The following is a 21,809-nucleotide window of genomic DNA, read 5'->3' on the forward strand; positions in this document are numbered from 1 at the left end:
TGTTTTAAGAGTTTCACAAATATTTCGACGTGACCCTCTCGAGGAGTACCGCATGACCCTGTCCTTCGGCTATTGGCTGCTGGTGTATGCCGCCATCGCCATCATCGCTCTGATCGTTCTGATCGCTCGCTACCGGCTCAACCCGTTCATTGTCATCACCCTGATTTCCATCGGCCTGGCGCTGGTGGCGGGCATGCCGCCGTCCGGTGTGGTGGGGGCGTACGAGGCCGGGGTCGGCAAGACCCTGGGGCACATCGCGCTGGTGGTGGCGCTGGGCACCATGCTCGGCAAAATGATGGCCGAGTCCGGCGGCGCCGAGCAGGTGGCGCGGACCATGATCGACCGTTTCGGCGAGAAGAACGCGCACTGGGCGATGGTGTGCATCGCGTTTCTGGTGGGGCTGCCGCTGTTCTTCGAAGTCGGTTTCGTCTTGCTGGTGCCGATTGCCTTTACCGTGGCGCGGCGCGTGGGCGTCTCGATCCTGATGGTCGGCTTGCCGATGGTTGCCGGGCTGTCGGTGGTGCATGCGCTGGTACCGCCGCACCCGGCGGCGATGCTGGCGGTGCAGGTGTATCAGGCATCGGTGGGGCAGACCTTGATGTACGCGATCCTGATCGGCATTCCGACCGCGATCATCGCCGGTCCCCTGTACGCCAAGTTCATCGTGCCGCGCATTCAGTTGCCGGCGGAAAACCCGCTGGAACGCCAGTTTCTTGAGCGTGAACCGCGCGACAGCCTGCCGGGCTTCGGCATCACCATGGCGACCATCCTGTTGCCGGTGGTGCTGATGCTGATCGGCGGCTGGGCCAACCTGATTTCCACGCCGGGCACCGGTTTCAACCAGTTCCTGCTGTTCATCGGCAACTCGGTGATCGCGCTGTTGCTGGCCACATTGCTGAGTTTCTGGACCCTCGGCCTGGCCCAGGGCTTCAACCGCGAGTCGATCCTCAAGTTCACCAACGAATGCCTGGCGCCGACCGCCAGCATCACGTTGCTGGTGGGCGCCGGCGGTGGCTTGAACCGGATTCTGGTGGACGCCGGCGTCACCGACCAGATCGTCGGCCTGGCCCACGAGTTTCATTTGTCGCCGCTGTTGATGGGCTGGCTGTTTGCCGCGCTGATGCGCATCGCCACCGGTTCTGCCACTGTGGCCATGACCACCGCTTCAGGTGTGGTCGCGCCAGTGGCCATTGGTCTGGGTTATCCCCATCCAGAGCTGCTGGTGCTGGCGACTGGCGCCGGGTCGGTTATCTTTTCCCACGTCAATGACGGCGGTTTCTGGTTGATCAAGGAATACTTCAACATGACCGTTACCCAAACCTTCAAGACCTGGACCGTGCTCGAGACGTTGATCTCGGTCGTTGCCTTCGGCCTGACCGTTGGCCTTTCTTATCTGATTTAGCCGGAGCCACTTGCATGGACATCCTCTACCAGATCCGCGCCCGTCAGGACTCCTTCAGCGCCGGTGAAGGACGTATCGCTCGCCTGATGCTCGACGACGTAGGATTTGCCGCCTCCGCCAGCCTCGATGAGCTGGCGCTGCGGGCGGAGGTCAGCAGCGCCACGCTGTCGCGCTTCGCTCGCACGGTCGGCTGTAAGGACCTGCGTGACCTGCGCTTGCAACTGGCCCAGGCCAGCGGCGTCGGCAGCCGCTTTCTCGACCCGGCGGGCACGCCCGAGCAGTCGGCGTTCTACGGGCAGATCGTGGGCGACATCGAGTCGACTTTGCGCCAGCACCTGGCCGCGTTCGATGAGTCGCGTTTCGCCGATGCGGTGAAGCTGCTGGGCAAGGCGCGGATGATTCACGCTTTCGGCATGGGCGGTTGCTCGACCCTGTGCAGCGATGAACTGCAAGTGCGCCTGGTACGCCTCGGCTATCCGATTGCGGTGTGCCACGATGCGGTGATGATGCGCGTCACCGCCGCCAGCCTCAGCGCTGAACACGTGGTGATTGTCTGCTCGCTGACCGGGATCACCCCGGAGCTGATTGAAACGGTGGAGCTGGCGCGCAACTACGGCGCACGCATTCTGGCCATCACCCGGGCCGATTCGCCGCTGGCGCAGTTGGCCGACATCGTCCTGCCCCTGCAAAGCGCCGAAACCTCGTTCATCTACAAACCCACGGCGGCGCGCTACGGCATGCTGCTGGCCATCGACGTGCTCGCCACCGAGCTGGCGCTGGCCAATCCTGAAGACAATCAAGAACGTCTGCGGCGGATCAAACTCGCCCTCGACGAATACCGCGGCGGCGACGATCACTTGCCGCTGGGAGACTGACATGCAGTACGACACGCTGATTCGCAACGCCCTGATCATCGACGGCAGCAACAGCCCCGGATACCCCGCCGACGTGGCCATTCTCAACGGGCGCATCGAGCGTATCGGCGACTTGCGCGATGCCCGTGCCAGCGAGGAAATCGACGCGCAGGGCCATGTGCTGGCGCCGGGTTTCATCGACGTGCACACCCATGACGACACCGTGGTGATCCGTCAGCCGCAGATGCTGCCCAAGCTCAGCCAGGGCGTGACCACGGTCATTGTCGGCAACTGCGGGATCAGCGCGTCACCGGTGATTTTGCGCGGCGATCCGCCGGACCCGATGAACCTGCTGGGCACGGCCGCTGCGTTCGTTTACCCGACCTTCGGCGACTACCGCGCGGCCGTCGAAGCGGCGAACACCACGCTGAACGTTGCCGCACTGGTCGGCCATACGGCGTTGCGCAGCAATCATCTGGACGACCTGTTCCGCACCGCCACGGCGGATGAAATCAGCGCGATGCGCGAGCAATTGCGCGAAAGCCTGGAGGCCGGCGCCTTGGGCCTGTCCACTGGCCTTGCCTATGCCAGCGCCTACTCGGCATCCACCGATGAAGTGATGCAACTGACCGAAGAATTGACCGCCTTCGGGGCGGTCTACACTACCCATTTGCGCAGCGAATTCGAACCGGTGCTGGAGGCCATGGACGAGGCGTTCAAGATCGGCCGCCATGCGCAAAGCCCGGTGATCATTTCCCACCTCAAATGCGCCGGCGCCGGTAACTGGGGGCGCAGTCCGCAGCTGCTGGCGTCCCTCGAACAGGCGGCGAAAACCCACCCGGTGGGTTGCGATTGTTATCCGTATGCGGCGAGCTCTTCGACCCTGGACCTCAAGCAGGTGACCGATGCCCATCGCATCACCATCACCTGGTCGACGCCGCACCCGGAAATGGGCGGCCGCGACCTGATGGACATCGCCGCCGAATGGAATGTGCCGTTGCTGGAGGCCGCTCGCCAACTGCAACCGGCCGGTGCGGTGTACTACGGCATGGATGAGGCGGATGTCCGCAGAATCCTCGCGCATCCGCTGTCGATGGTCGGCTCCGACGGCTTGCCGGAAGATCCGTTTCCGCACCCACGGTTGTGGGGCGCATTCCCTCGGGTGCTCGGACATTTCAGCCGTGACGTAGGACTGTTCCCGCTGCACACCGCCGTGCACAAAATGACCGGGTTGTCGGCGGCACGCTTCGGTTTGAAGGGGCGCGGTGAAATACGCGAAGGCCATTGGGCTGACCTGGTGTTGTTCGATCCGGCGACCATCCGTGATGTCGCCGATTTCAACGATCCGCAGCGGGCGGCGCAAGGCATCGAAGGGGTATGGGTCAACGGTGTGTTGAGCTACCGCGATGGCCAGGCCAACGGGCGCAGGGAAGGGCGGTTCCTGGCCCGGGAAGGGGATTTGCGCACGGGTTTTCAGTGAGTTTCGAGGACTGCGTCAAACCCGGTGGGTTTGGCGAAACTCACCCGGCGGCATCCCGCGCCGGCTTTTGAAAGTGCGGTGAAACGAGCGGGGTTCGGTGAAACCCAGGTACTGGGCGATGTCCTGGATCGGCAGGGTGCTGTTGAGCAGGTAATGCTCGGCCAGCTCCTGGCGCAGGTCATCGAGGATCTGCTGGTACGACGTACCGGCCAGATGCAGTTGGCGTTGCAGCGTGCGCACTGACACGGCGAGATGCTCGGCCACCTGCTCTTTGCGGGGCAGGCCTTCCTTGAGCAACTTTCGCAGGATGCTTTTGACCCGCTGTTCCAGCGACGCGTCCTCCAGAGTGGCCATCAATCCCTGGGCATGTTCTTCCAGCGTGCGCAGCAATTGCGCATCGGCCTGGCGCAATGGCAACTGCAAATACGGCAACGGGACAATCAGCGCCGAATAAGGCTGGTCGAACAGTACCGGGCAGTCGAAGAACTGCTCGTACTCGGCCAGCGTCGTGTCGGCGGGGCAGGCATGTTCCAGCCAGACGGCGGCCGGCGACATCTGCGTGTCGGCGATCCAGCGCGCGTATTGCAGCCAGGAACCGAGCACGTTTTCCACCAGGTGCCGGCGAATTCGCGGGCGCTGATGGCGGCATGTCCAGATCAGGTGCACCTCGCTGCCTTGCACCTCGGCGCGGCTGACGCCCATGTCTCCCACCAGTTTCTCGAACGGCATGATGCGGCTCATGGCGTCGCCCAGTGTCGCGCAGTTCATGGTGATGTAGCCCAGCACGCTCCAGGAGTTGGGCAACACGAACCGCGCGGCGTTGAGACCGAACAACGCATCGCCCGAGTGTTCGCAGAAGTAATCGAGCAGCCGTTCGTGGGCCTCACCCGGCAACCGCAGGCTGTTGTCACTCAACTGCTGTGCCTGCAACCCGGCAGCCGCCAACGCAGGCTCGATGGCCATGCCCAGTTGTTCGGCATGACGCAGGTATTTGAGCAGCGGCGGAACTGAAGTGAAGCCCAGGGATTGCATGATCGTATTCCTTTGATCAAGGCCCGCGTGCGCGGATGAATGCCCTGAAAGGTAATTTGAAACCACGGCTAAAGTAAATGGCTGACGCCTGCGCGACGTTTGACTCAATTGGCTACTCGAACTGGCCCGATGCGACCGTGACACTTTCGGGCGGCTGACTAGTATGGGGGCCTGAAATATCACTGATCAGAACCGCAAAAGGACACACGCATGCGACGCTGGAACGGCTGGGGAGATGCAACCACGGTGGTCGAGCTGCCGGCCCAGGGCGCGAGTTTTCTCGCCCGGCGGGTGGGTGACGGTCGAGCGCTGCCCGATGCGACGCTTGAGGCGGCATTGGCCCGCGTGCCCCCGTCGCGGTTGCAGCAACACTTCTTGTACAGCGTGGATGCCCATGATCGTTTGCTGCATGCGCGGGGCCAGAGCCTGCCGGACTGGCTGGCGTTGCGTGAGGGCGCGCTGGGAAATTATCCCGACGCCGTGGCCTATCCCACGAGTGCTGAACAGATTCGCCGGTTACTGCTGCTCGCCCATGAACAGGACCTGTGCCTGATTCCTTATGGCGGCGGCACCTCGGTGGCCGGTCACATCAACCCGCCGAGTTCCGCGCGGCCGGTGGTGACGGTTTCCCTGGCCCGCATGAATCGCCTGCTGGACCTCGACGAAGAGAGCCTGCTGGCCACCTTCGGCCCCGGCACCAGTGGACCGCAGGTGGAAAGTCAGCTGCGTGCCCGTGGTTACACCCTGGGGCATTTCCCGCAGTCGTGGGAGCTGTCGACCCTGGGTGGTTGGGTCGCCAGCCGCTCCAGTGGCCAGCAGTCGCTGCGCTATGGGCGGATCGAGCAACTGTTCGCCGGCGGCACCCTGGAAACCTTTGCCGGCCCTTTGGACATTCCCTCCTTTCCGGCCTCGGCGGCCGGGCCCGATCTGCGCGAGGTGGTGTTGGGCTGTGAGGGCCGTTTCGGGATCATTTCCGAGGTGAAGGTGCGGGTCAGCGCACTGCCCGCCGATGAGCGTTTCTATGGTGTGTTTCTGCCCGATTGGCCCAAGGCGCTGCAAGCTATCCGCCAGTTGGCCCAGGCGCGCGTGCCGCTGTCGATGTTGCGCCTGTCCAACGCGGTGGAAACCGAAACCCAGTTGGCGCTGGCCGGTCACCCGCAGCAGATCGCCTGGCTGGAAAAGTACCTGGCCCTGCGTGGCGCCGGCGCGGGCAAATGCCTGCTGACGTTCGGCGTGACCGGCAATCGTCGGCAAAATGCGCTGTCCCTGCGTCAGGCCCGGCAGCACCTCAAGGCGTTCGGCGGGGTGTTTACCGGCACCTTGCTCGGCAAGAAGTGGGCGCAGAACCGTTTTCGTTTTCCCTACCTGCGCGAGAACCTGTGGAACGCCGGTTACGTGGTGGACACCCTGGAAACGGCCACTGACTGGAGCAACGTCGACAACCTGCTCACGCTGATCGAAAACAGCCTGCGCGACGCCTTGGCTGCCGAAGGCGAGCGGGTGCATGTCTTCACCCACCTTTCCCATGTCTACGGCGAAGGGTCGAGCATCTACACCACCTACGTGTTTCGCCCGGCGGCGGACTATCCCGCCACCCTGGCGCGCTGGCAGGCCCTCAAGCACGCGGCCAGTCAGACCATCGTCGACAACCATGGCACCATCAGTCACCAGCATGGCGTGGGCAAGGATCACGCACCGTACCTGCGGCGGGAGAAGGGCGCGCTGGCGATGGACACCCTGCAGGCACTGAGTCGACATTTTGATCCGGCCGGGCGACTGAACCCTGGCACGCTGTTGCAGGAGTGACGGCGCCATGAGCCTGGACTGGAACGCGGCGTGGCGACAGCGGGTGCTGCCGACGCTGGCGGATGAAACCTGGGACCTGATCGTCATCGGCGGCGGCATCAGCGGCGCCGGCATCCTGCGCGAAGCTGCGCGCCGTGGCTGGCGTTGCCTGCTGCTGGAACAGCGCGATTTCGCCTGGGGCACCTCCAGTCGCTCCTCGAAAATGGTCCATGGCGGCTTGCGTTACATCGCCAAGGGGCAGTGGCGCCTGACCCGCGACTCGGTCCGTGAACGCCAGCGCCTGCTCGACGAAGCGCCGGGGCTGGTGGAACCGATGAGTTTCATGATGCCGCACTACCGTGGCGGCTTTCCCGGACCTCGGGTGCTGGGTGGTTTGTTGTCCGTTTATGACGCCTTGGCCGGGCGGCGCAGCCATCACTTCCATGACGCGCAACAACTGCGTTATCTGGCGCCCGGGGTGAAGGAACATGACCTGCTGGGCGGCACCTGTTTTATCGATGCGCTGACCGATGATGCCCGTCTGGTGATGCGCGTATTGGGCGAGGCCCGGGCCGACGGTGGCGTGGTGCTCAACGGCTTGCGCGTGCAGCAATTGCTGCGTGAAGAGGGGCGCGTTTGCGGGGTTCAGGTCGAAGACTGCGAGGGCGGCGGATTACTGACATTGCGTTGCGGTGTGCTGGCCGTGGCCACCGGCGCGTGGGCCGAGCGCTTGCGCCTGCCCGATGCCCCTCGCCAGTTGCGCCCGTTGCGTGGCAGTCATCTGTTGTTGCCGGGCTGGCGCCTGCCAGTGGCGCAAGCCTTCACCTTCCTCCACGAGCGCGACCGTCGACCAGTGTTCGTTTTCCCTTGGGAGGGTGCCACGGTGGTCGGCACCACGGACCTCGATCATCGCGAGGATCTGGATGAGAGCGCGAGCATCAGCCTGGATGAACTCGACTATCTGCTGGCGGCCTGCAGCCAGCAGTTCCCCCAGGCCGAAGTGGTCGCTGCCGATGTGCTGTCGACCTGGTCGGGTGTGCGCCCGGTGGTGGGCAGTGCGGCGGGTGAGCTCAAACCGTCGAATGAAACCCGCGAGCATGTACTGTGGCAGGAGCCGGGTTGCGTGACCCTGGCCGGCGGCAAGCTGACCACCTTTCGCCCTCAGTCCATCGAAGTGCTCAAGGCCTGCGCGGCCATGCTCGATCGTCCATTCGTTGATGACGCCGCGCCGGTGTTCGCCGCTGTGCCACCGTTGGCGATACCGGGGCTCAGCGCCCATCGGTGGCGGCGCCTGGCCGGGCGGCATGGCCGTGACCTGCCGAGGCTGGCGAAGCTGATCACCGAACTGGGCCACGACACCATCGGCGGCACTGACACCTTGTGGGTGGAACTGGCCGTTGCCTGCGATGCAGAAATGGTCCTGCACCTGGATGACCTGCTGCTGCGCCGAACCCGCCTTGGCTTGTTGTTGCCGCGCGGTGGCGAGGATTATTTCGCTGCCATTGGCCAACTCTGCCAACCGCGACTGGGCTGGGACGATGAGCATTGGCAGCAGGAATTACAGCGTTATCGGGCGTTGTGGCAACGCCATCATGGTTTACCGGATGCCGCGCATTGATGCCCCTTGAAGAGAGCTCCATGGATAACCACCCGAACAAGCGTTACCTGTTGGCCATCGACAATGGCACCCAGAGCGTGCGCGCGCTGCTCTTCGACCTGCAGGGCAATCTGCTGGGCAAAGGCAAGGTCGAGTTGCAGGCCTATTACTCGACTCAACCCGGCTGGGCCGAGCAGGACCCTGAGTATTACTGGGCAAAACTGGGTGAAGCTTGCCAGCAGTTGTGGACGCAGACCGGCATCGATCGTTCGCAGATTGCCGGAGTCTCCCTGACCACCCAACGCGGCACCGTGATCAACGTCGATGCCCAGGGCAAGGCGCTGCGTCCGGCGATCCTGTGGCTCGATCAACGCCAGGCCGAAGTCAAGGGCGGCATCAAGGGGCCGTGGGGCTGGCTGTTCAAATTGGTCGGCGCGCAAGCCACGGTGGACTACTTTCGCGCCCAGGCCGAGGCCAACTGGATCGCCCGCAATCAGCCTGGAGTCTGGGCGGCGACCGACAAGTTTCTGCTGCTTTCGGGGTTTCTCACCCACCGCCTTTGTGGGCGCTTTGTCGATTCGGTGGGTTGTTGCGTCGGTTACTTGCCGTTCGACTTCAAGCGCCTGAAATGGGCCGCCCCCACCGACTGGAAATGGCAGGCGCTGGCGGTGCGTCCCGAGCAACTGCCGAGCCTGTACAAGCCAGGTGAAACCCTCGGCCATATCAGCGCCGAGGCCAGCCGCCACACCGGCATTCCCGAGGGGCTGCCGCTGATCGCCGCAGGTGCCGACAAGGCCTGCGAAGTGGTGGGTTCCGGTGTCGTCGACCCAGGCACCGTGTGCCTTTCCTACGGCACCACGGCGACGATCACCAGCACCCGCTCGCGCTACCTGGAAATCGTCCCGTTGATTCCGCCTTACCCGTCCGCAGTGCCGGATCAATACAACTGTGAGGTGATGATTTATCGCGGTTACTGGATGGTCAGCTGGTTCAAGAACGAGTTCGGCCTGCGGGAAATGCAGCAGGCCAAAGCCCAGGGCGTGGAGCCGGAGCAACTCTTCGATGCGCTGGTCGACGCCGTGCCGCCGGGTTCCATGGGGTTGATGCTGCAACCCTACTGGTCGCCTGGCATCCGCGAGCCGGGTGTGGAGGCCAAGGGCGCGATGATCGGCTTCGGCGACGTGCATACCCGCGCCCACATTTACCGGGCGATCCTCGAAGGCCTGGCGTATGCCTTGCGTCAGGGCATGGAGAAAATCGAGAAGCGCTCGAGGGTCTCCATTACGCGCTTGCGTGTTGCCGGAGGCGGTTCGCAGAGTGATGCCGCGATGCAACTCACGGCGAATATTTTCGGCCTGCCGGCCGAGCGTCCGCATGTCTACGAAGCGTCCGGCCTGGGCGCGGCCATTTGCTGCGCGGTGGGCCTGGGGCTGCACGCGGATTTCCCCACGGCGATGGCCGCCATGACACGGGTCGGTGCGGTATTCATGCCGCAACCCGAGGCGCAGCAGATCTACGAGCGACTGTACAAAGAGGTCTACCTGCGCATGTATCGACAGCTCAAGCCGTTGTACCAGAGCATCCGCAAAATCACTGGTTACCCGGCCTGAAAGAACACCGCAGATCTCCCCTGTAGGAGCTGCCGAAGGCTGCGATCCTTTGATCTTCGAGTCCGCCAAAATCAAAAAATCGCAGCCTTCGGCAGCTCCTACAGAGAACCATAGGCAACTTTGCACGTGGCGCTATCGGAGAACTTTTCTGGTGAGATTGGACAGTGTCAGGGGCAGGGTCGGTTGTTAGGCTCAACCCCCACGGCACATCCAATAAGAACCAGGCAATGAAGCTGACATTCCTCCTGTTGCTGCTTTGTGCAACGGCCCCTACTGCCTGGGGCTGGTCGAACCATACAGTGGGCAGCTACCTGGCGTTGCAGGATCTGCCGACGTTGCGTGATGCGCCACAGGTCGAAGTCGAGCCGCTGGAGCAGTTTCTTTCGCAGCAATACCAGGCCGTGAGTGCGCTGCTCGATGAGCAGGAAAACTTCGCCCGAGAGCACTTCACCCAATACCCGCCGCGCCCCGACAACCTGCGATTGCCGGCCATGCCCGGGGACAATCTGCGCCACGACTTCCTCACCGCACTGCGCATCAATCCCGGGGTTCATCTGGCGATGGTCATCCAGCCGCTGCCGGGCAAGGATCTGCCCGAGCGTGAGCACCTCAAGGCCGAACAAGTCATGGTGGAGCAGACGCTTTCGCCGTGGACTCGCCAGCGCTTCATCGTTGTGGCTGACCACGAACAAGTCGCGCCCCTTGCCGTGTTGGCCAGCGCCGCCGATGAGCCGGATTACGGCCACGACATCAACCTGTTCAGCGACAACCCCGGCGACGTCGGCGCGTTGTACGGCTTCGGCCCGCAGCCCTTCGGTGACGCGCGGTTTCAGTACAGTTCCCAGGCGCCTTTCCATATGGGCTTCTTCCATGAAAATCCGGTGGTATACGCCGCCGCCGGATTTCTTCAGCGCAGCTGGCCGGACTGGCGCGCCTACCAGTACATGGGCTTGGCGCGACTGGCGTTTGCCACTGGCCATCCCTATTGGGGTTATCGATTCCTAGGTTGGGGCCTGCACCACGTTCAGGACCTGACCCAGCCTTATCACGCCAAGCCGCTGCCCGGTGTCGAACTGGCGAGCCTGCTGGTGCTGGAAGGCAAGGCCCTGGCCGGCTTCGATGCGGACAAGCATGCGGCCATCGAACGGGTCGCCACCCGGCACATGGAAGTGGAGAAGTATCAGTCGGCCTGGCTTCGTCGCCTGCTGCGCGCCGGCCAGGCACACCCGATGCTCGACGTTTATGCCGACTCTGCACAGGACGCCCGTTATCCGCCGTACTCGGTGGACTACCTGCGCGAAGTAGTGAGTGCCGAGTCCGTCGACGAGTCGGCGGTATTTGATGAAGCCATCGGCCAGTGGCTGGACACGGCACCGATCACCAGTGATTTCAGCGGCGGCAATCAGCTGCAGCGCGAAGACTTCGACCATCCGGCACTTAACCAGCAGCTGTTCAAACTGCTGGGGCATTTCGGCGCCCACAGCCGGATTTACGCCCGTGCGGGAATGGCGCCACAGCCATCGCAGCAATAGCTTCAGAACACAAAAACAATAAAACCAGGGAAAGAGGAAAGGATCATGAGCACTCGATTTCGCCTGTCTGGCGCGGCGCTTCCCGGCGTGGGCCTGGCAGGGCTGCTGCAACTGTGCGCGGTCGACGGCGTGCAGGCCAAGGAGTTCAGCGTGCTGGACAACCAGATCACCGGTTCATTCGACAGTACCCTGTCTTATGGCCGTTTGTGGCGGGTCCAGGGCCGGGACAAGAACAACGATGACGTCAACACCAACGACGGCAATCGCAACTTCGATACCGGGCTGGTTTCCGAGGTGTACAAGATCACCTCGGAGCTCGAGGCCAACTATCAGAACTACGGGATGTTCGTGCGCGGCACCGCGTTCTATGACACCCAACTGATGGACAAGCGCAACGATTACTACCGCAACAACAACCCGTCGCAACCCAGCCAGAGTTTCCCGCAGGACGACCACTTCACGGACCAGACCCGCGATATCGCCGGCAGCCGGGTGGAGATGCTCGACGCCTACCTCTACGGCAACTGGGACGTCGCGCAGATGCCGCTCACGGCACGCATAGGGCGCCAGGTGTTCAACTGGGGCGAGGGGATTTTCTACCGTGGCGGGATCAACACCACCAACCCGGTGGATGCGGCCAAGTACCGTCTGCCCGGGGCTGAAGTCAAGGAAGTGCTGGTACCGGTGGAAGCGCTGAGCTTCAACATTGGCCTGACCGACAGCCTGACCATGGAAAGCTTCTACCAGACGAACTGGAAGGAAACCCGCATCGACCCGGTCGGTACGTTCTACTCGCAGACGGACCTGTTCGCCGACGGCGGCAACACCGCCTACAACAACTTCAGCGGTACCGCGCTGGACACCCCGGTGCCTGGCTTCGGCAACGTGATCGATCTGTACAGCGCGCTGGGCAACAACCCGTTGCTCAATCAGGCCCTGAGTACCACCGGCCTGTACGCCAACGGGGTCACCCCGGCCTTTGGCAACACCGTCAAAGTGGCCACGGTCGGCAAGGATTTCAACGCGCGCAACGACGGCCAGTTCGGTTTCGCTTTTCGCTACATCGCAGAAGAACTCAACAGCACCGAGTTCGGGTTGTACATGGTCAACTACCACGCCAAGGAGCCGACCATTTCCGCCGATCTGGGCGGGTACCAGGGCATCGACATGAATGCCCTGACCAACCTGTTGGCCGGTGTCGCCGGCAGCCAGGCGGGGCAATTGGCCAATGGCCTGGCGACCATGGATGTGCTGGGCAATATCCAGGCGCATCGGCGCTACGCCGAAGACATCCGCATGTACGGCTTCAGTTTCAACACCACCCTGGGCCAGGCGTCGGTGTTCGGTGAAGTGGCCTATCGGCCGAACCTGCCCATCGGGATCGCCGCCACCAACGACCTGATCGGCGACCTGGCCAACGGCGCCGCCGCAGCGGCAGGCGGCCAGACCATCAACATCGGCGGGCAGCAGGTCACGCTCGACAGCCAGATCAATAACGCCGAGCGGGTGGAAGCGTTCAACACGTCCCTGGGCACCATTTACAACTTTGGCCCGAGCCTGTCATTCGACTCGCTGTTCGGCGTATTCGAGCTGGCGTCCGAGCACCTGCGCGGCAGCAGCCTGCAATACACCGCGTATGACGGCAGTACCCGTTACTACGCTGGCACCGGTAACTTTTCCTATGTGTCCGGCGGCGAGCGCAGCGACCAGGTCAACCGCAACTCCTACAGCTACACCGCGATGCTCAACGGCACCTGGAACGACGTGTATGCCGGGGTCAACGTCTCGCCTTATGTCGTCTACAAGGATGACTTCGAGGGCAACAGCTACCAGGCGGGCAACATCATCGAGGGCCGCAAGGCCTACACCCTGGGGATCAAGGCCAACTACCAGAACAAGCTGGAGGCCGAGTTGCAATACACCGAATTCTACGGCGGCGGGCAGGACAACGGCCTGCGTGATCGCGACAACGTCGGCTTCAACCTCAAGTACTTCTTGTGAATTCCAAGCGCAGTTCTTGTATCAACTCATCCCCCTGTGGGAGCGGGCTTGCCCGCGATGACGGCAGCACATTCGACACAAATGTTGACTGACACACCGCTATCGCTGGCAAGCCAGCTCCCACAGGTTTTTGTATTTTGGAGAAGATCATGTTTCACACTTCAAGACTGACCAAGGCCTCGCTGGCGTTCGCCCTCGTTCTGGCCGCCGGCAACACGCTGGCCGCAGTCACGCCCCAGCAAGCCGAGCAATTGAAAACCACGCTGACGCCGCTGGGGGCCGAGCGTGCCGGCAACGCGGCCGGGACCATTCCGGCCTGGAACGGCGGTATCACCCAGGCGCCGGCAGGCTACAAGCCGGGCCAGCATCACCTGGACCCCTATGCGGCGGACAAGCCGCTGTTCACCATCACCAAAGCCAACCTTGAACAGTACAAGGCCCACCTCAGCCCGGGTCAGATCGCACTGTTCAACAGCTACCCCGACACCTTCCAGATGCCGGTCTATCCCTCTCGCCGGTCGGGCTCGGCACCGCAGTGGCTGTACGACAACACCTTGAAAAACGCGACCTCGGCCAAGCTGCTCGATGGCGGGACCGGTTTTGCCGAAGGCTACGGCGGTGTGCCGTTCCCGGTGCCCAAGGATGGCATCGAGGTGCTGTGGAACCACATCACCCGTTATCGCGGCATCTATGTGGTCCGTCGTGCTTCCGAAGCGCCGGTACAACGCAACGGCAGCTTCGCGCTTGTAACCTCGCAGCAAGAGGGGCTCTTCAACTATTACCGCCCGGGTGGCCAGTTTGCCGACCTGAAAAACATCCTGTTCTACTACCTGGCATTCGTGAAGAGCCCGGCCCGGCTGGCGGGCGGTGCGGCATTGGTTCACGAGACCCTGGACCAGCTCAAGGACCCGCGCCAGGCCTGGGTCTACGACGCGGGCCAACGCCGTGTACGCCGGGCGCCGAACCTCGCGTATGACACCCCGATCGCCTCATCCGACGGCCTGCGCACGGCGGACGATACGGACATGTTCAACGGCTCGCCAGACCGCTACGACTGGAAGCTCAAGGGCAAGCAAGAGGTCTACATTCCCTATAACAATTACAAAGTCGGCAGTCCTGAGGTGAAGTACGAGCAGTTGCTCACACCGGGCCACCTCAACCCGCAATTCACCCGCTATGAACTGCATCGGGTCTGGGTGGTAGAAGGCACGCTCAAGCCGGGTGCGCGGCATATCTATTCCAAGCGCGTGCTGTTTCTGGACGAGGACAGTTGGGGCGCCGCCCTGGTGGACCAATACGACGGGCGAGGGGAGTTGTGGCGGGTGTCGATGGCCTACCTGAAAAACTTCTACGACCTGCCCACCACCTGGAGCGCACTGGACGTATTCCATGACTTGCAGGCGCGTCGTTACTACGTGCAGAACCTGGACAACGAAGAGCCGGCCACAGTGGACTTCGCCCAACCGGTGCCGGAAGACGCGTACTTCATGCCGTCGGCATTGCGCCAGCGCGGGACGCGGTAAGCGGCGCAGCACACCCTTTCAGATGCAGTCTGTGAGAACGCAATCACGAGCGGGCTCGCTTCCACAGGGTTTTCAGAGCCGTTCACAGATTCTATGTTCGACTCTTTACCTGTGGGAGCGGGCTTGCCCGCGAATGGGTCTTCCAATCACCGTGGGTATACGGTCAGACGCGGAAGTGGCTCACCATCTGCTGCAATTGACCACCCAGCCGCGCCAGTTCAATGCTGGACTTGGCGGTCTCATCGCTCGCCGCTGCGGTCTGTTCGGACACATCGCGCACGTTGATGATGCTGCGGCTGATCTCTTCGGCCACGGCGCTTTGCTGTTCGGCAGCGGCGGCGATCTGCTGGTTCATCGACTGGATGTTGGACACCGTGCGGGTGATGTTCTCCAGTGAGTCGCCGGCCTTGCGGGTCAGGGCCACGCTGCTGTCGGTGAGGACGCGGCTGTTGTTCATCACCGCCGACACTTGTTGCGTGCCGTTCTGCAGGCCGGCTACCAGGCCTTCGATTTCCTCGGTGGATTTCTGCGTGCGCTGGGCCAGGCCTCGGACCTCGTCGGCCACCACCGCAAAACCTCGACCGGCTTCACCGGCACGTGCCGCTTCGATGGCGGCATTGAGTGCCAGCAGGTTGGTCTGTTCGGCGACGGCCTTGATCACGTCCATGACGCTGCCGATCTTGTCGCTTTCCTTTTGCAGCACGCTCATGGCCTCGGTGGAGCGCACCACTTCGTTGGCCAGGCGCTCGATCTGGGCAATGGCTTCGTTGACCACTTTGTCACCCTCACGGGCTTCGCCGTCCGCCGCCGCAGCGGCTTGCGAGGCTTCTTCGGCGTTGCGCGCGACTTCCTGCACGGTGGCGGTCATCTCGTGCATGGCGGTGGCCACCTGATCGGTCTCGACTTTCTGGCTGTTGACCCCGGCACTGGTCTGCTCGGTCACGGCCGACAGCTCTTCGGCGGCGCTGGCGATCTGGGTCACGCCGTCGCGGATGCCGCTGATCAAGTCGCGCAGGGTCACACCCATGCGCGCGATGCCTTGCTGCAACACGCCGAGTTCGTCGCGACGGGTGACCAGCACGTTGTGGGACAGGTCACCGCTGGCGATGCGATCGACCACCGCCAGGGTTTCGCGCAATGGCCGGGTGATCTGGCGAGTGATGACCACGGCGGCAATGGTGCCCACCAGCAGTGCAAGCAACGTGCTGATCAGTTGCAGGGTCCGGGCCTGGGCGCTTTCGGCATCACGTCGGTCGAGCTGGATTTGATACAGCTGATCGCTCTGGGACACGATGGCCGCGCCCTGGTCGGTCATTTCCTTGCGCGCTTGCACCGCGTCATTGCTGGCGGCTTTATAGGCCTGCAAGGCGCTGCGGTAGTTGCCCAACGCGGTTTCCAGCTGACGCAGGGCGTCTTGCTGGGAGTCGGCGAAATGCGTGTTCAGCGGTTTCAGGCTGGCGATGGCGGCGTCCAGTTGGCCGACGGCTTTTTGCTCGGTCTCGGCATTGGTACTGGCGGTGTAGCCGCGCACTTCGTAGCGCGCCAGCAGGAACGCTTCCTTGGCCGCGGTGATGGCCTGGAACTGTTCGAAGCGCTGGTCGCTCAACGGCATTTGCTGCACGCGGGCATTGATGTCATTGATCAGCGTGTTGGCGGTTTCGGCGTTGGCACTCATGGCGTCGCGGGCGCTGTTGCCGGCGCGATAGGCGCTGCGCATCTTGCCCAGGGACGTCCTGTAGGCGTCGATGACGGCGCCTTGCTCGCGCAGCAGCTTGAGGTTTTCCGGGCTCTTGAACTTCGCCAGCAGGGCTTGCTGCTGGGCCGAGAAGGCGTCAAGGGTAGTCTGTACGTTCTGCGCGGCGGTTTCGTCGCCGTTGGTCAGCATGTATTGCAGGCGAACCACGCGCAGCTTGGTCAGGCCGGCGTTGAGCTGGGTGATGTCACTCATCCAGTTGCTGCGGTCGATCAACCCGCCCAGGCTGGTCCAGCCGGTCAGGGCCAGGACGCAGGTCAGTGCCAGGACCAGGCCAAACCCCAGGCCCAGTTTCAGGTTCACGCTGATGTTGCCGAACCAGCTATTCATCTCATTGCTCCAGGAACTTGGTACTTCTTTATCGTCGGTTGGCTGGAAGATTGTTTTTTTTGGAAGCCGCCAAGCTGTGTAAGCAGGATGTATCGGCAGCAATCCCGGGAGCTGAAAGGATTTTTCCGAACGGATTCTGTAACAAAATTTTTACAGCGCTTTTAAGCTTTTTTTCACAAACGTTTCACCAGTCACCGACGCACGTTTCCTTAACCTGCCGGGATCTAATGAGGCAGTGTTTGCTGGCGAGGCAGCGTGATGTGGAATTAAGACTGAGTCTTTTCGGGATAAAGCGCTCGATCGATCTGAGCCGCTTCGCCCGTTATCGCAACGCTGCGGTAGTGTTGGCCTCGGCGCTGCTGGTGATCCCGTTGACGGTGTTCTTGCTGCGACCTGCCGCCGTTCCGGACCTGGCTCACGGCAATGTGAGCGGTGCACAGGCGTTGATGACCGGATGGGCCAAGGGCGACCTGATCGTTCTGGTGCGCCACGTCGAGCGCTGCGATCACTCCTCGGCGCCTTGCCTGGTTGGCAACGATGGCATTACCGAGCGTTCTCGTCGTGTTGCCGAGAACCTCGGGGCACAGTTCAAACACCTTGGCCTGGGCAAGGTCGATATCTACAACAGCCCGATCCAGCGCACTGCGCAGACTGCCAACTTCATGTTCAACAAGGTTGGCGCGGGGGAAGACTGGCTGATCAGTTGCAAGGGCACCATGCTGCGCGACGCGCTGGCGCACAAGGTGGCCGGGCGCAACATGATTCTGGTGACCCACAGCGAATGCATGGACCAACTGGAAAAAGAGCTCCATTTGCCGACTTCGACCCTGGGTTACGGGGCCTCTCTGTTTATCTCCGCCGAATCGCCACAGGCTCCGCGCATGCTTGGCTTTATCGAAGCATCGGATTGGCCGACGGTGACGCCCCGTTGAATTTCACCATCCCTTTGAATCAGGACTGAGCATGCTGACCGCTTCCCGCTACCGCTTTTACTGGATGAATTTTGGTATTCCGCTGGCCTGCGCGGTCGCGGTATTCCTGATGTTCGACATGACCAGCATCGACATCGCTTTCAACAATTACTTTTTTGATCCGGTGACGCAGACGTACCCGTTGGACCAGGTCCATCTGTTCGAAAAAATCACCCACAAATGGGCGCGAATCATTCCGAACTGGACCGGCGAAATTGCGATTATCGGTGCCTTGCTGTCGTTTCTCTGGCCACGCCTGAAGGCTGAAAAACACGCGAAAATCATCGCCTTCCTGGAAAAAATCAAAGTCGCACCGATACTGCGCTTTGCCAACCGCCATCGACGCGACTTTCTCTACGTGGTGTTCGCGTTCTCCATCAGCACCGGGGTGATTCACTACCTCAAGGGCCACACCAGCGTGTATTGCCCGATCGAGACGACCCTGTACGGCGGCAAAATGGAGCACGTCGAGTGGTACGAGAATTTCGACCTGCTGAAAGTCGCTGGAGAGGGGCGCTGCTGGCCGGGCGGACATGCGTCGGGCGGCTTCACCATGCTGGCGTTGTACTTCGTGGCTCGCCGTTATCGCTGGCGCTATTCGAAAGCGATCATGTACGGCTCGCTGGCACTCGGTTTCATCTATGGCACCACGCGAGTATTGCAAGGGTGGCACTACATGTCCCACACCTTCTGGGCCGGGATCTTCGTGTGGCTGGCGTGTTTGCTGACGGCGCTGGCGTTTTACGGGCGAGCGAGGCTGGAACAGCCGGTGCTCACCAGAGCGGAACAACCGGTGTTGGCGACTCAGACTCAACCTGTGAATTGAGTCGTTGTTGAAGCGCAAAACCCGCATCTCGAAAGGGGCGGGTTTTTTGTTGCCCGAGGAAACCTTCAGTGAGTCTCGGATTGCGAATTCGCAGACAAAAAAAAGCCCGCGGGAGGGCGGGCAAACCGTAGTTTCTTGAATGAGCGAGGGCAATGTACAGGCTGGCGTGAGGGGGTGGGGTGAAGAAAAATTCATCTGGATCAAAGCCCTGTACCAGAGCTTGCGACACCGCTACGGCAAATGATCCGCGGCAAGGTCGACCTCCGACCGGACACGCAAGCGGCCCTTGCGGCAGCGTTGGTGTCGATTGTGTTGGGGATATTGGTGGGGGGAGACGGGGGTGTAAGGCAAATTCGCAATAATGTTCTGTATACGATACATTTAAATATAAATGTCACGGTAACTGAACATGGAATACGTCCTGCTGATATCCCGACTCGGTAGCCAAATACGTGAAACGCGTATCAGGCGCGGTCTGACACAAGCTCGACTTGCTGAGCTCGCCGGTTTGACGCGGCAGAAAGTCATTGCTGTCGAGCAGGGTGTCGATACTGTTGCCATGAACGCTTACGCAAGAGTCTTGAGCGCTTTGGACTGCCAGCTCACCGTTATACCGGCGGCCATGCCGACCCTTGAAGAGCTTGGGGAGTTGTTCGAATGAAAATGACCTCCCTCAAAGTCAGTACCCCAGAGGGCCATAGCGGCCGAATCCTCACCAGCGGCGATAATTATATTTTTCGCTATCTAGAAGACGCTTTACCCAACACCTCCATCAGTCTGTCGATGCCCGTGCGGGCTGACGAGTTTCGTCGGCGGGATCTGCATCCCGTATTCCAGATGAACCTTCCTGAAGGCTATATGTTGGAGCAGTTGCGCAATCGCCTGGCGAAAACCGTAAATGTCGATCCAATGTTGTTGCTTGCTCTTTCTGGCAGCAGTTCGCCAATTGGCAGGATTCAGGTGCATTCCGAAACCGTTGATGCCCTGCTTGGCGAACAGCAGTTCCCTGGAGAAAAACTCGAAGAAATTCTCACCTGGGATGGAGCGGAAGATATCTTCGCCGACCTTCTTGACCGCTATATTTTACGGGCAGGTATATCGGGTGTTCAGCCGAAGGTTTTGGTGCCTGAGCAGCAAGATTTCGAATTGCGACGAGCCACCTCGAAAACCTCTGACTTGATAATCAAGAGTGGCCGGGATGAGTTTCCAGGACTGGCCATCAATGAGTTCCTTTGCATGTCCATTGCCAAGGAGGCGGGCATTCCAGTCCCGCAGTTTTACCTGTCCGACAATGCAAGGCTGTTTGTCATGCGTCGCTTTGATCGGGACGACCAGCTTAACCCGATTGGATTCGAGGACATGGCCGCACTGATGGGGCTCTCGGCCGATCAGAAATACAGCAAAAGCTATGCTGCCATAGCCAAAGCGATTCGGCTGTTTTGCCCGGCAAACAATCAACGAACCTCGCTTGATCAACTTTTCGATTACATAGCGCTGAGCTGCATCGTTGGGAACGGCGATGCTCATTTAAAGAACTTCGGCTTGCTCTATTCGGAGCCGACCCAACGTGACGCGCGCCTCGCGCCGGCATACGACATCGTTAATACGACGGCCTATATCCCTGAAGATGTTTTGGCGCTAGACCTTATGGGTAACAAGTCGTTGTTTGCTTCCCGTCAGGGGTTGTTGGAGTTTGCACAGACGTGTGAGGTGGAACATCCTGAGTTGCGGATTCAGCGATTGCTTGCGGCAGTTGAGTTGGTGCTGAAGCGCTACCCTGAGTTTCGGGAGCAGGCGCCTCATGTGGTGAAGGCAATACAGCACGCGGCAGCCCCTTTCGCCCTGACGTTTGGGTAGTTTCAACATCAATTAAAATGGGCGATTTCAGGAAAGTCGCCCATTTTGTTTTCCGAGATCAAACCTGCATCCGCAACCGCCGCCCAACCACATCCAGCAAATCGCATCCATCGCGCAGGGACGTGACCAGCACCCGCGCCAGTTCGCTGTAAACACCCTCATCAGCCGCGAAACTCTCTAGCAATTGCGTCGCGGTTCGAATGCGGTAGGCAGCTGTTTCATGCAGTACATCCAGCGGTGCTTCGGTGTCGATCAGCAGCGACGCGATGGTGCAGTCGATGCCGGTCATCGGCATGTATCGATCCATCTCAAGCCTCCACTTCGTCGAGTGGCGCGATGTTGTCCAGTGCCCGGTTCACCAGCAATTGCGCCAGCACGGCCAACTGCTGGATCGCCAGGGCGATGTTGCGAGGCGAACTCTCAAGCTCGCAGGCAAGGTCGGTGCTCATGACGTTGAGCGAGGCCAGGGTTTCGCTGGCGTGGGTGAGCAGGGACGGTGTGTCGATGTTGGGGCGCAGGGTGAAGACGTGGCTGATGGGGTCGAGTTGATTGGGGTTGCGGAGGCGGGCGCTGATGGCGGGTTCGGTGGTTTTCGATAAGTCGATTTTGTCTTCAGCTAAATTGGCTGGGGTTTCCGGGGGATTGGGGCTGTTCTTTTTCAAGATGGCATTCCTCACACTGTTTAGAGAAGCTGCCATCCCCTGCTGTCAAACAGGATTGGGTGGCAGCTATACGCGGGTTGACAGACCGGAAGTGTGAGAACCCGGTGCACCCGAAGGTGCCCCGCGCACAGCCGCCATAATCGTGACTACATGCGCGAATGCATGCTGTCTGATTTGGGAGGTGTGAAGATTACACTTTCAGCCTGTCAAAGCCGATCGCTGATTTGCAGCGACCCCTGAAGGCTATCGTCGAGAAGTTGCGTCCGCCAGTTCATGAAAGGCGATGCGTCTTGCGGGAAATGTCCTAGGACGCGGTGAAGTCGTTGCATCGATCACAGGTCACTCGATCTCACCGTGTGCTTGAAATGATGCCCCCAAAGCCTGACCCCCAACCCGCTCGTCCGGTCCAGTGACGACCCTGCAGTGCCCATATTGCAACCATGCACATAGCGGCATTGCGCGACTGTCCATGTGACCCTATCGTCAGCTTTTACCTGCCACAAAGTGCTTTTGTGAGTTGTGGGCGTACGATGTAACTCACGTTTTCGCTGAATTCCTGGGGGGAGCGAACGAAGCGATCGAGCGATGTTGAAT

17 protein-coding genes and 2 pseudogenes are annotated in these 21,809 nt (G+C 61.2%); 13 read left to right on the forward strand and 6 right to left on the reverse strand.

Annotated features, from left to right (window positions below):
• The first annotated feature begins 52 nt into the window (after positions 1 to 52).
• From ASD95_RS03365 to ASD95_RS03375, 3 genes are read left to right on the forward strand one after another with little or no spacing between them, the layout of a single operon-like run.
• Complete coding sequence (locus ASD95_RS03365; RefSeq protein ID WP_056728145.1) at positions 53 to 1,402, forward strand: GntT/GntP/DsdX family permease; 1,350 nt, start codon at positions 53 to 55, stop codon at positions 1,400 to 1,402.
• A 14-nt stretch (positions 1,403 to 1,416) separates the two neighbouring features.
• Complete coding sequence (locus tag ASD95_RS03370; protein WP_046038631.1) at positions 1,417 to 2,277, forward strand: MurR/RpiR family transcriptional regulator; 861 nt, start codon at positions 1,417 to 1,419, stop codon at positions 2,275 to 2,277.
• A 1-nt stretch (position 2,278) separates the two neighbouring features.
• Entirely contained in the window at positions 2,279 to 3,736 is a 1,458-nt protein-coding gene (locus ASD95_RS03375) for an N-acyl-D-amino-acid deacylase family protein (protein ID WP_056728147.1), read from the forward strand.
• Between the two features lie 15 nt (positions 3,737 to 3,751).
• Here ASD95_RS03375 and gliR read toward each other — a convergent pair whose 3' ends face one another.
• The gene (gene gliR, locus ASD95_RS03380) at positions 3,752 to 4,768 is read right to left on the reverse strand and encodes an AraC family transcriptional regulator GliR (protein ID WP_056728148.1); all 1,017 of its coding nucleotides are present in this window, start codon (positions 4,766 to 4,768) and stop codon (positions 3,752 to 3,754) included.
• 210 nt (positions 4,769 to 4,978) lie between these two features.
• On the opposite strand from gliR, the gene ASD95_RS03385 reads away from it, so the two are divergent.
• The 6 genes from ASD95_RS03385 to ASD95_RS03410 all read left to right on the forward strand — a co-directional run bounded on the left by ASD95_RS03385 (position 4,979) and on the right by ASD95_RS03410 (position 14,816).
• Positions 4,979 to 6,574, forward strand: a complete 1,596-nt coding sequence (locus tag ASD95_RS03385; RefSeq protein ID WP_056728151.1) for an FAD-binding oxidoreductase — start codon at positions 4,979 to 4,981, stop codon at positions 6,572 to 6,574.
• 7 nt (positions 6,575 to 6,581) lie between these two features.
• Positions 6,582 to 8,171, forward strand: a complete 1,590-nt coding sequence (locus tag ASD95_RS03390) for a glycerol-3-phosphate dehydrogenase/oxidase (protein ID WP_056728153.1) — start codon at positions 6,582 to 6,584, stop codon at positions 8,169 to 8,171.
• A gap of 20 nt (positions 8,172 to 8,191) precedes the next feature.
• Positions 8,192 to 9,760 (forward strand): FGGY-family carbohydrate kinase, encoded by a 1,569-nt coding sequence (locus tag ASD95_RS03395; protein WP_056728155.1) that lies wholly within the window; start codon positions 8,192 to 8,194, stop codon positions 9,758 to 9,760.
• 227 nt (positions 9,761 to 9,987) lie between these two features.
• Positions 9,988 to 11,292: a hypothetical protein gene (locus ASD95_RS03400; RefSeq protein WP_056728156.1), complete on the forward strand. Its 1,305-nt coding sequence runs from the start codon at positions 9,988 to 9,990 to the stop codon at positions 11,290 to 11,292.
• Positions 11,293 to 11,337: 45 nt separating this feature from the next.
• Complete coding sequence (locus tag ASD95_RS03405) at positions 11,338 to 13,293, forward strand: DUF1302 domain-containing protein (protein WP_177336499.1); 1,956 nt, start codon at positions 11,338 to 11,340, stop codon at positions 13,291 to 13,293.
• 149 nt (positions 13,294 to 13,442) lie between these two features.
• Positions 13,443 to 14,816, forward strand: coding sequence for a DUF1329 domain-containing protein (locus tag ASD95_RS03410; RefSeq protein WP_056728160.1), 1,374 nt, complete (start codon positions 13,443 to 13,445; stop codon positions 14,814 to 14,816).
• Between the two features lie 163 nt (positions 14,817 to 14,979).
• Here the strand turns inward: ASD95_RS03410 and ASD95_RS30195 are convergent, their stop codons facing one another.
• A complete protein-coding gene (locus ASD95_RS30195) occupies positions 14,980 to 15,843 on the reverse strand; it encodes a methyl-accepting chemotaxis protein (RefSeq protein WP_442965753.1) in 864 nt (287 codons plus the stop codon).
• Between the two features lie 42 nt (positions 15,844 to 15,885).
• Positions 15,886 to 16,899, reverse strand: a pseudogene (locus ASD95_RS30200) (methyl-accepting chemotaxis protein); the annotation flags it as partial.
• 260 nt (positions 16,900 to 17,159) lie between these two features.
• Here ASD95_RS30200 and ASD95_RS03420 point away from each other — a divergent pair.
• From ASD95_RS03420 to ASD95_RS03435, 4 genes are all read left to right on the forward strand, one after another.
• On the forward strand, positions 17,160 to 17,831 hold the full coding sequence (locus tag ASD95_RS03420; protein ID WP_056728588.1) for a histidine phosphatase family protein: 672 nt from the start codon (positions 17,160 to 17,162) through the stop codon (positions 17,829 to 17,831).
• A gap of 31 nt (positions 17,832 to 17,862) precedes the next feature.
• Positions 17,863 to 18,696, forward strand: coding sequence for a phosphatase PAP2 family protein (locus tag ASD95_RS03425; RefSeq protein WP_056728163.1), 834 nt, complete (start codon positions 17,863 to 17,865; stop codon positions 18,694 to 18,696).
• Positions 18,697 to 19,105: 409 nt separating this feature from the next.
• Positions 19,106 to 19,357 (forward strand): helix-turn-helix domain-containing protein, encoded by a 252-nt coding sequence (locus ASD95_RS03430; RefSeq protein WP_056728165.1) that lies wholly within the window; start codon positions 19,106 to 19,108, stop codon positions 19,355 to 19,357.
• Positions 19,354 to 20,553 carry a type II toxin-antitoxin system HipA family toxin gene (locus tag ASD95_RS03435; protein ID WP_056728167.1) on the forward strand — a complete coding sequence of 400 codons (1,200 nt, stop codon included), beginning with the start codon at positions 19,354 to 19,356 and terminating at the stop codon, positions 20,551 to 20,553. The genes ASD95_RS03430 and ASD95_RS03435 overlap by 4 nt, the downstream gene beginning before the upstream one ends.
• 58 nt (positions 20,554 to 20,611) lie before the next feature.
• Here the strand turns inward: ASD95_RS03435 and ASD95_RS03440 are convergent, their stop codons facing one another.
• The 3 genes and pseudogenes from ASD95_RS03440 to ASD95_RS29535 form a co-directional block, all read right to left on the reverse strand.
• Positions 20,612 to 20,860 carry a hypothetical protein gene (locus ASD95_RS03440; RefSeq protein WP_056728170.1) on the reverse strand — a complete coding sequence of 83 codons (249 nt, stop codon included), beginning with the start codon at positions 20,858 to 20,860 and terminating at the stop codon, positions 20,612 to 20,614.
• A gap of 1 nt (position 20,861) precedes the next feature.
• Positions 20,862 to 21,215 (reverse strand): DUF6124 family protein, encoded by a 354-nt coding sequence (locus tag ASD95_RS03445; RefSeq protein ID WP_056728172.1) that lies wholly within the window; start codon positions 21,213 to 21,215, stop codon positions 20,862 to 20,864.
• A 332-nt stretch (positions 21,216 to 21,547) separates the two neighbouring features.
• A pseudogene (locus ASD95_RS29535) lies at positions 21,548 to 21,640 on the reverse strand (hydrolase); the annotation flags it as partial.
• Positions 21,641 to 21,809 lie beyond the last annotated feature (169 nt).

The sequence above is a fragment of the Pseudomonas sp. Root71 genome (assembly GCF_001429045.1).
In the GTDB taxonomy this organism is placed as follows: domain Bacteria; phylum Pseudomonadota; class Gammaproteobacteria; order Pseudomonadales; family Pseudomonadaceae; genus Aquipseudomonas; species Aquipseudomonas monachiensis.

Bases quoted from the DNA above. Each gene is read 5' to 3' on its own strand.
- ASD95_RS03365 (WP_056728145.1), top strand. From the start codon at position 53: ATGACCCTGTCCTTCGGCTATTGGCTGCTGGTGTATGCCGCCATCGCC.
- ASD95_RS03370 (WP_046038631.1), top strand. From the start codon at position 1,417: ATGGACATCCTCTACCAGATCCGCGCCCGTCAGGACTCCTTCAGCGCC.
- ASD95_RS03375 (WP_056728147.1), top strand. From the start codon at position 2,279: ATGCAGTACGACACGCTGATTCGCAACGCCCTGATCATCGACGGCAGC.
- gliR (WP_056728148.1), bottom strand. From the start codon at position 4,768: ATGCAATCCCTGGGCTTCACTTCAGTTCCGCCGCTGCTCAAATACCTG.
- ASD95_RS03385 (WP_056728151.1), top strand. From the start codon at position 4,979: ATGCGACGCTGGAACGGCTGGGGAGATGCAACCACGGTGGTCGAGCTG.
- ASD95_RS03390 (WP_056728153.1), top strand. From the start codon at position 6,582: ATGAGCCTGGACTGGAACGCGGCGTGGCGACAGCGGGTGCTGCCGACG.
- ASD95_RS03395 (WP_056728155.1), top strand. From the start codon at position 8,192: ATGGATAACCACCCGAACAAGCGTTACCTGTTGGCCATCGACAATGGC.
- ASD95_RS03400 (WP_056728156.1), top strand. From the start codon at position 9,988: ATGAAGCTGACATTCCTCCTGTTGCTGCTTTGTGCAACGGCCCCTACT.
- ASD95_RS03405 (WP_177336499.1), top strand. From the start codon at position 11,338: ATGAGCACTCGATTTCGCCTGTCTGGCGCGGCGCTTCCCGGCGTGGGC.
- ASD95_RS03410 (WP_056728160.1), top strand. From the start codon at position 13,443: ATGTTTCACACTTCAAGACTGACCAAGGCCTCGCTGGCGTTCGCCCTC.
- ASD95_RS30195 (WP_442965753.1), bottom strand. From the start codon at position 15,843: ATGGGTGTGACCCTGCGCGACTTGATCAGCGGCATCCGCGACGGCGTG.
- ASD95_RS03425 (WP_056728163.1), top strand. From the start codon at position 17,863: ATGCTGACCGCTTCCCGCTACCGCTTTTACTGGATGAATTTTGGTATT.
- ASD95_RS03430 (WP_056728165.1), top strand. From the start codon at position 19,106: ATGGAATACGTCCTGCTGATATCCCGACTCGGTAGCCAAATACGTGAA.
- ASD95_RS03435 (WP_056728167.1), top strand. From the start codon at position 19,354: ATGAAAATGACCTCCCTCAAAGTCAGTACCCCAGAGGGCCATAGCGGC.
- ASD95_RS03440 (WP_056728170.1), bottom strand. From the start codon at position 20,860: ATGGATCGATACATGCCGATGACCGGCATCGACTGCACCATCGCGTCG.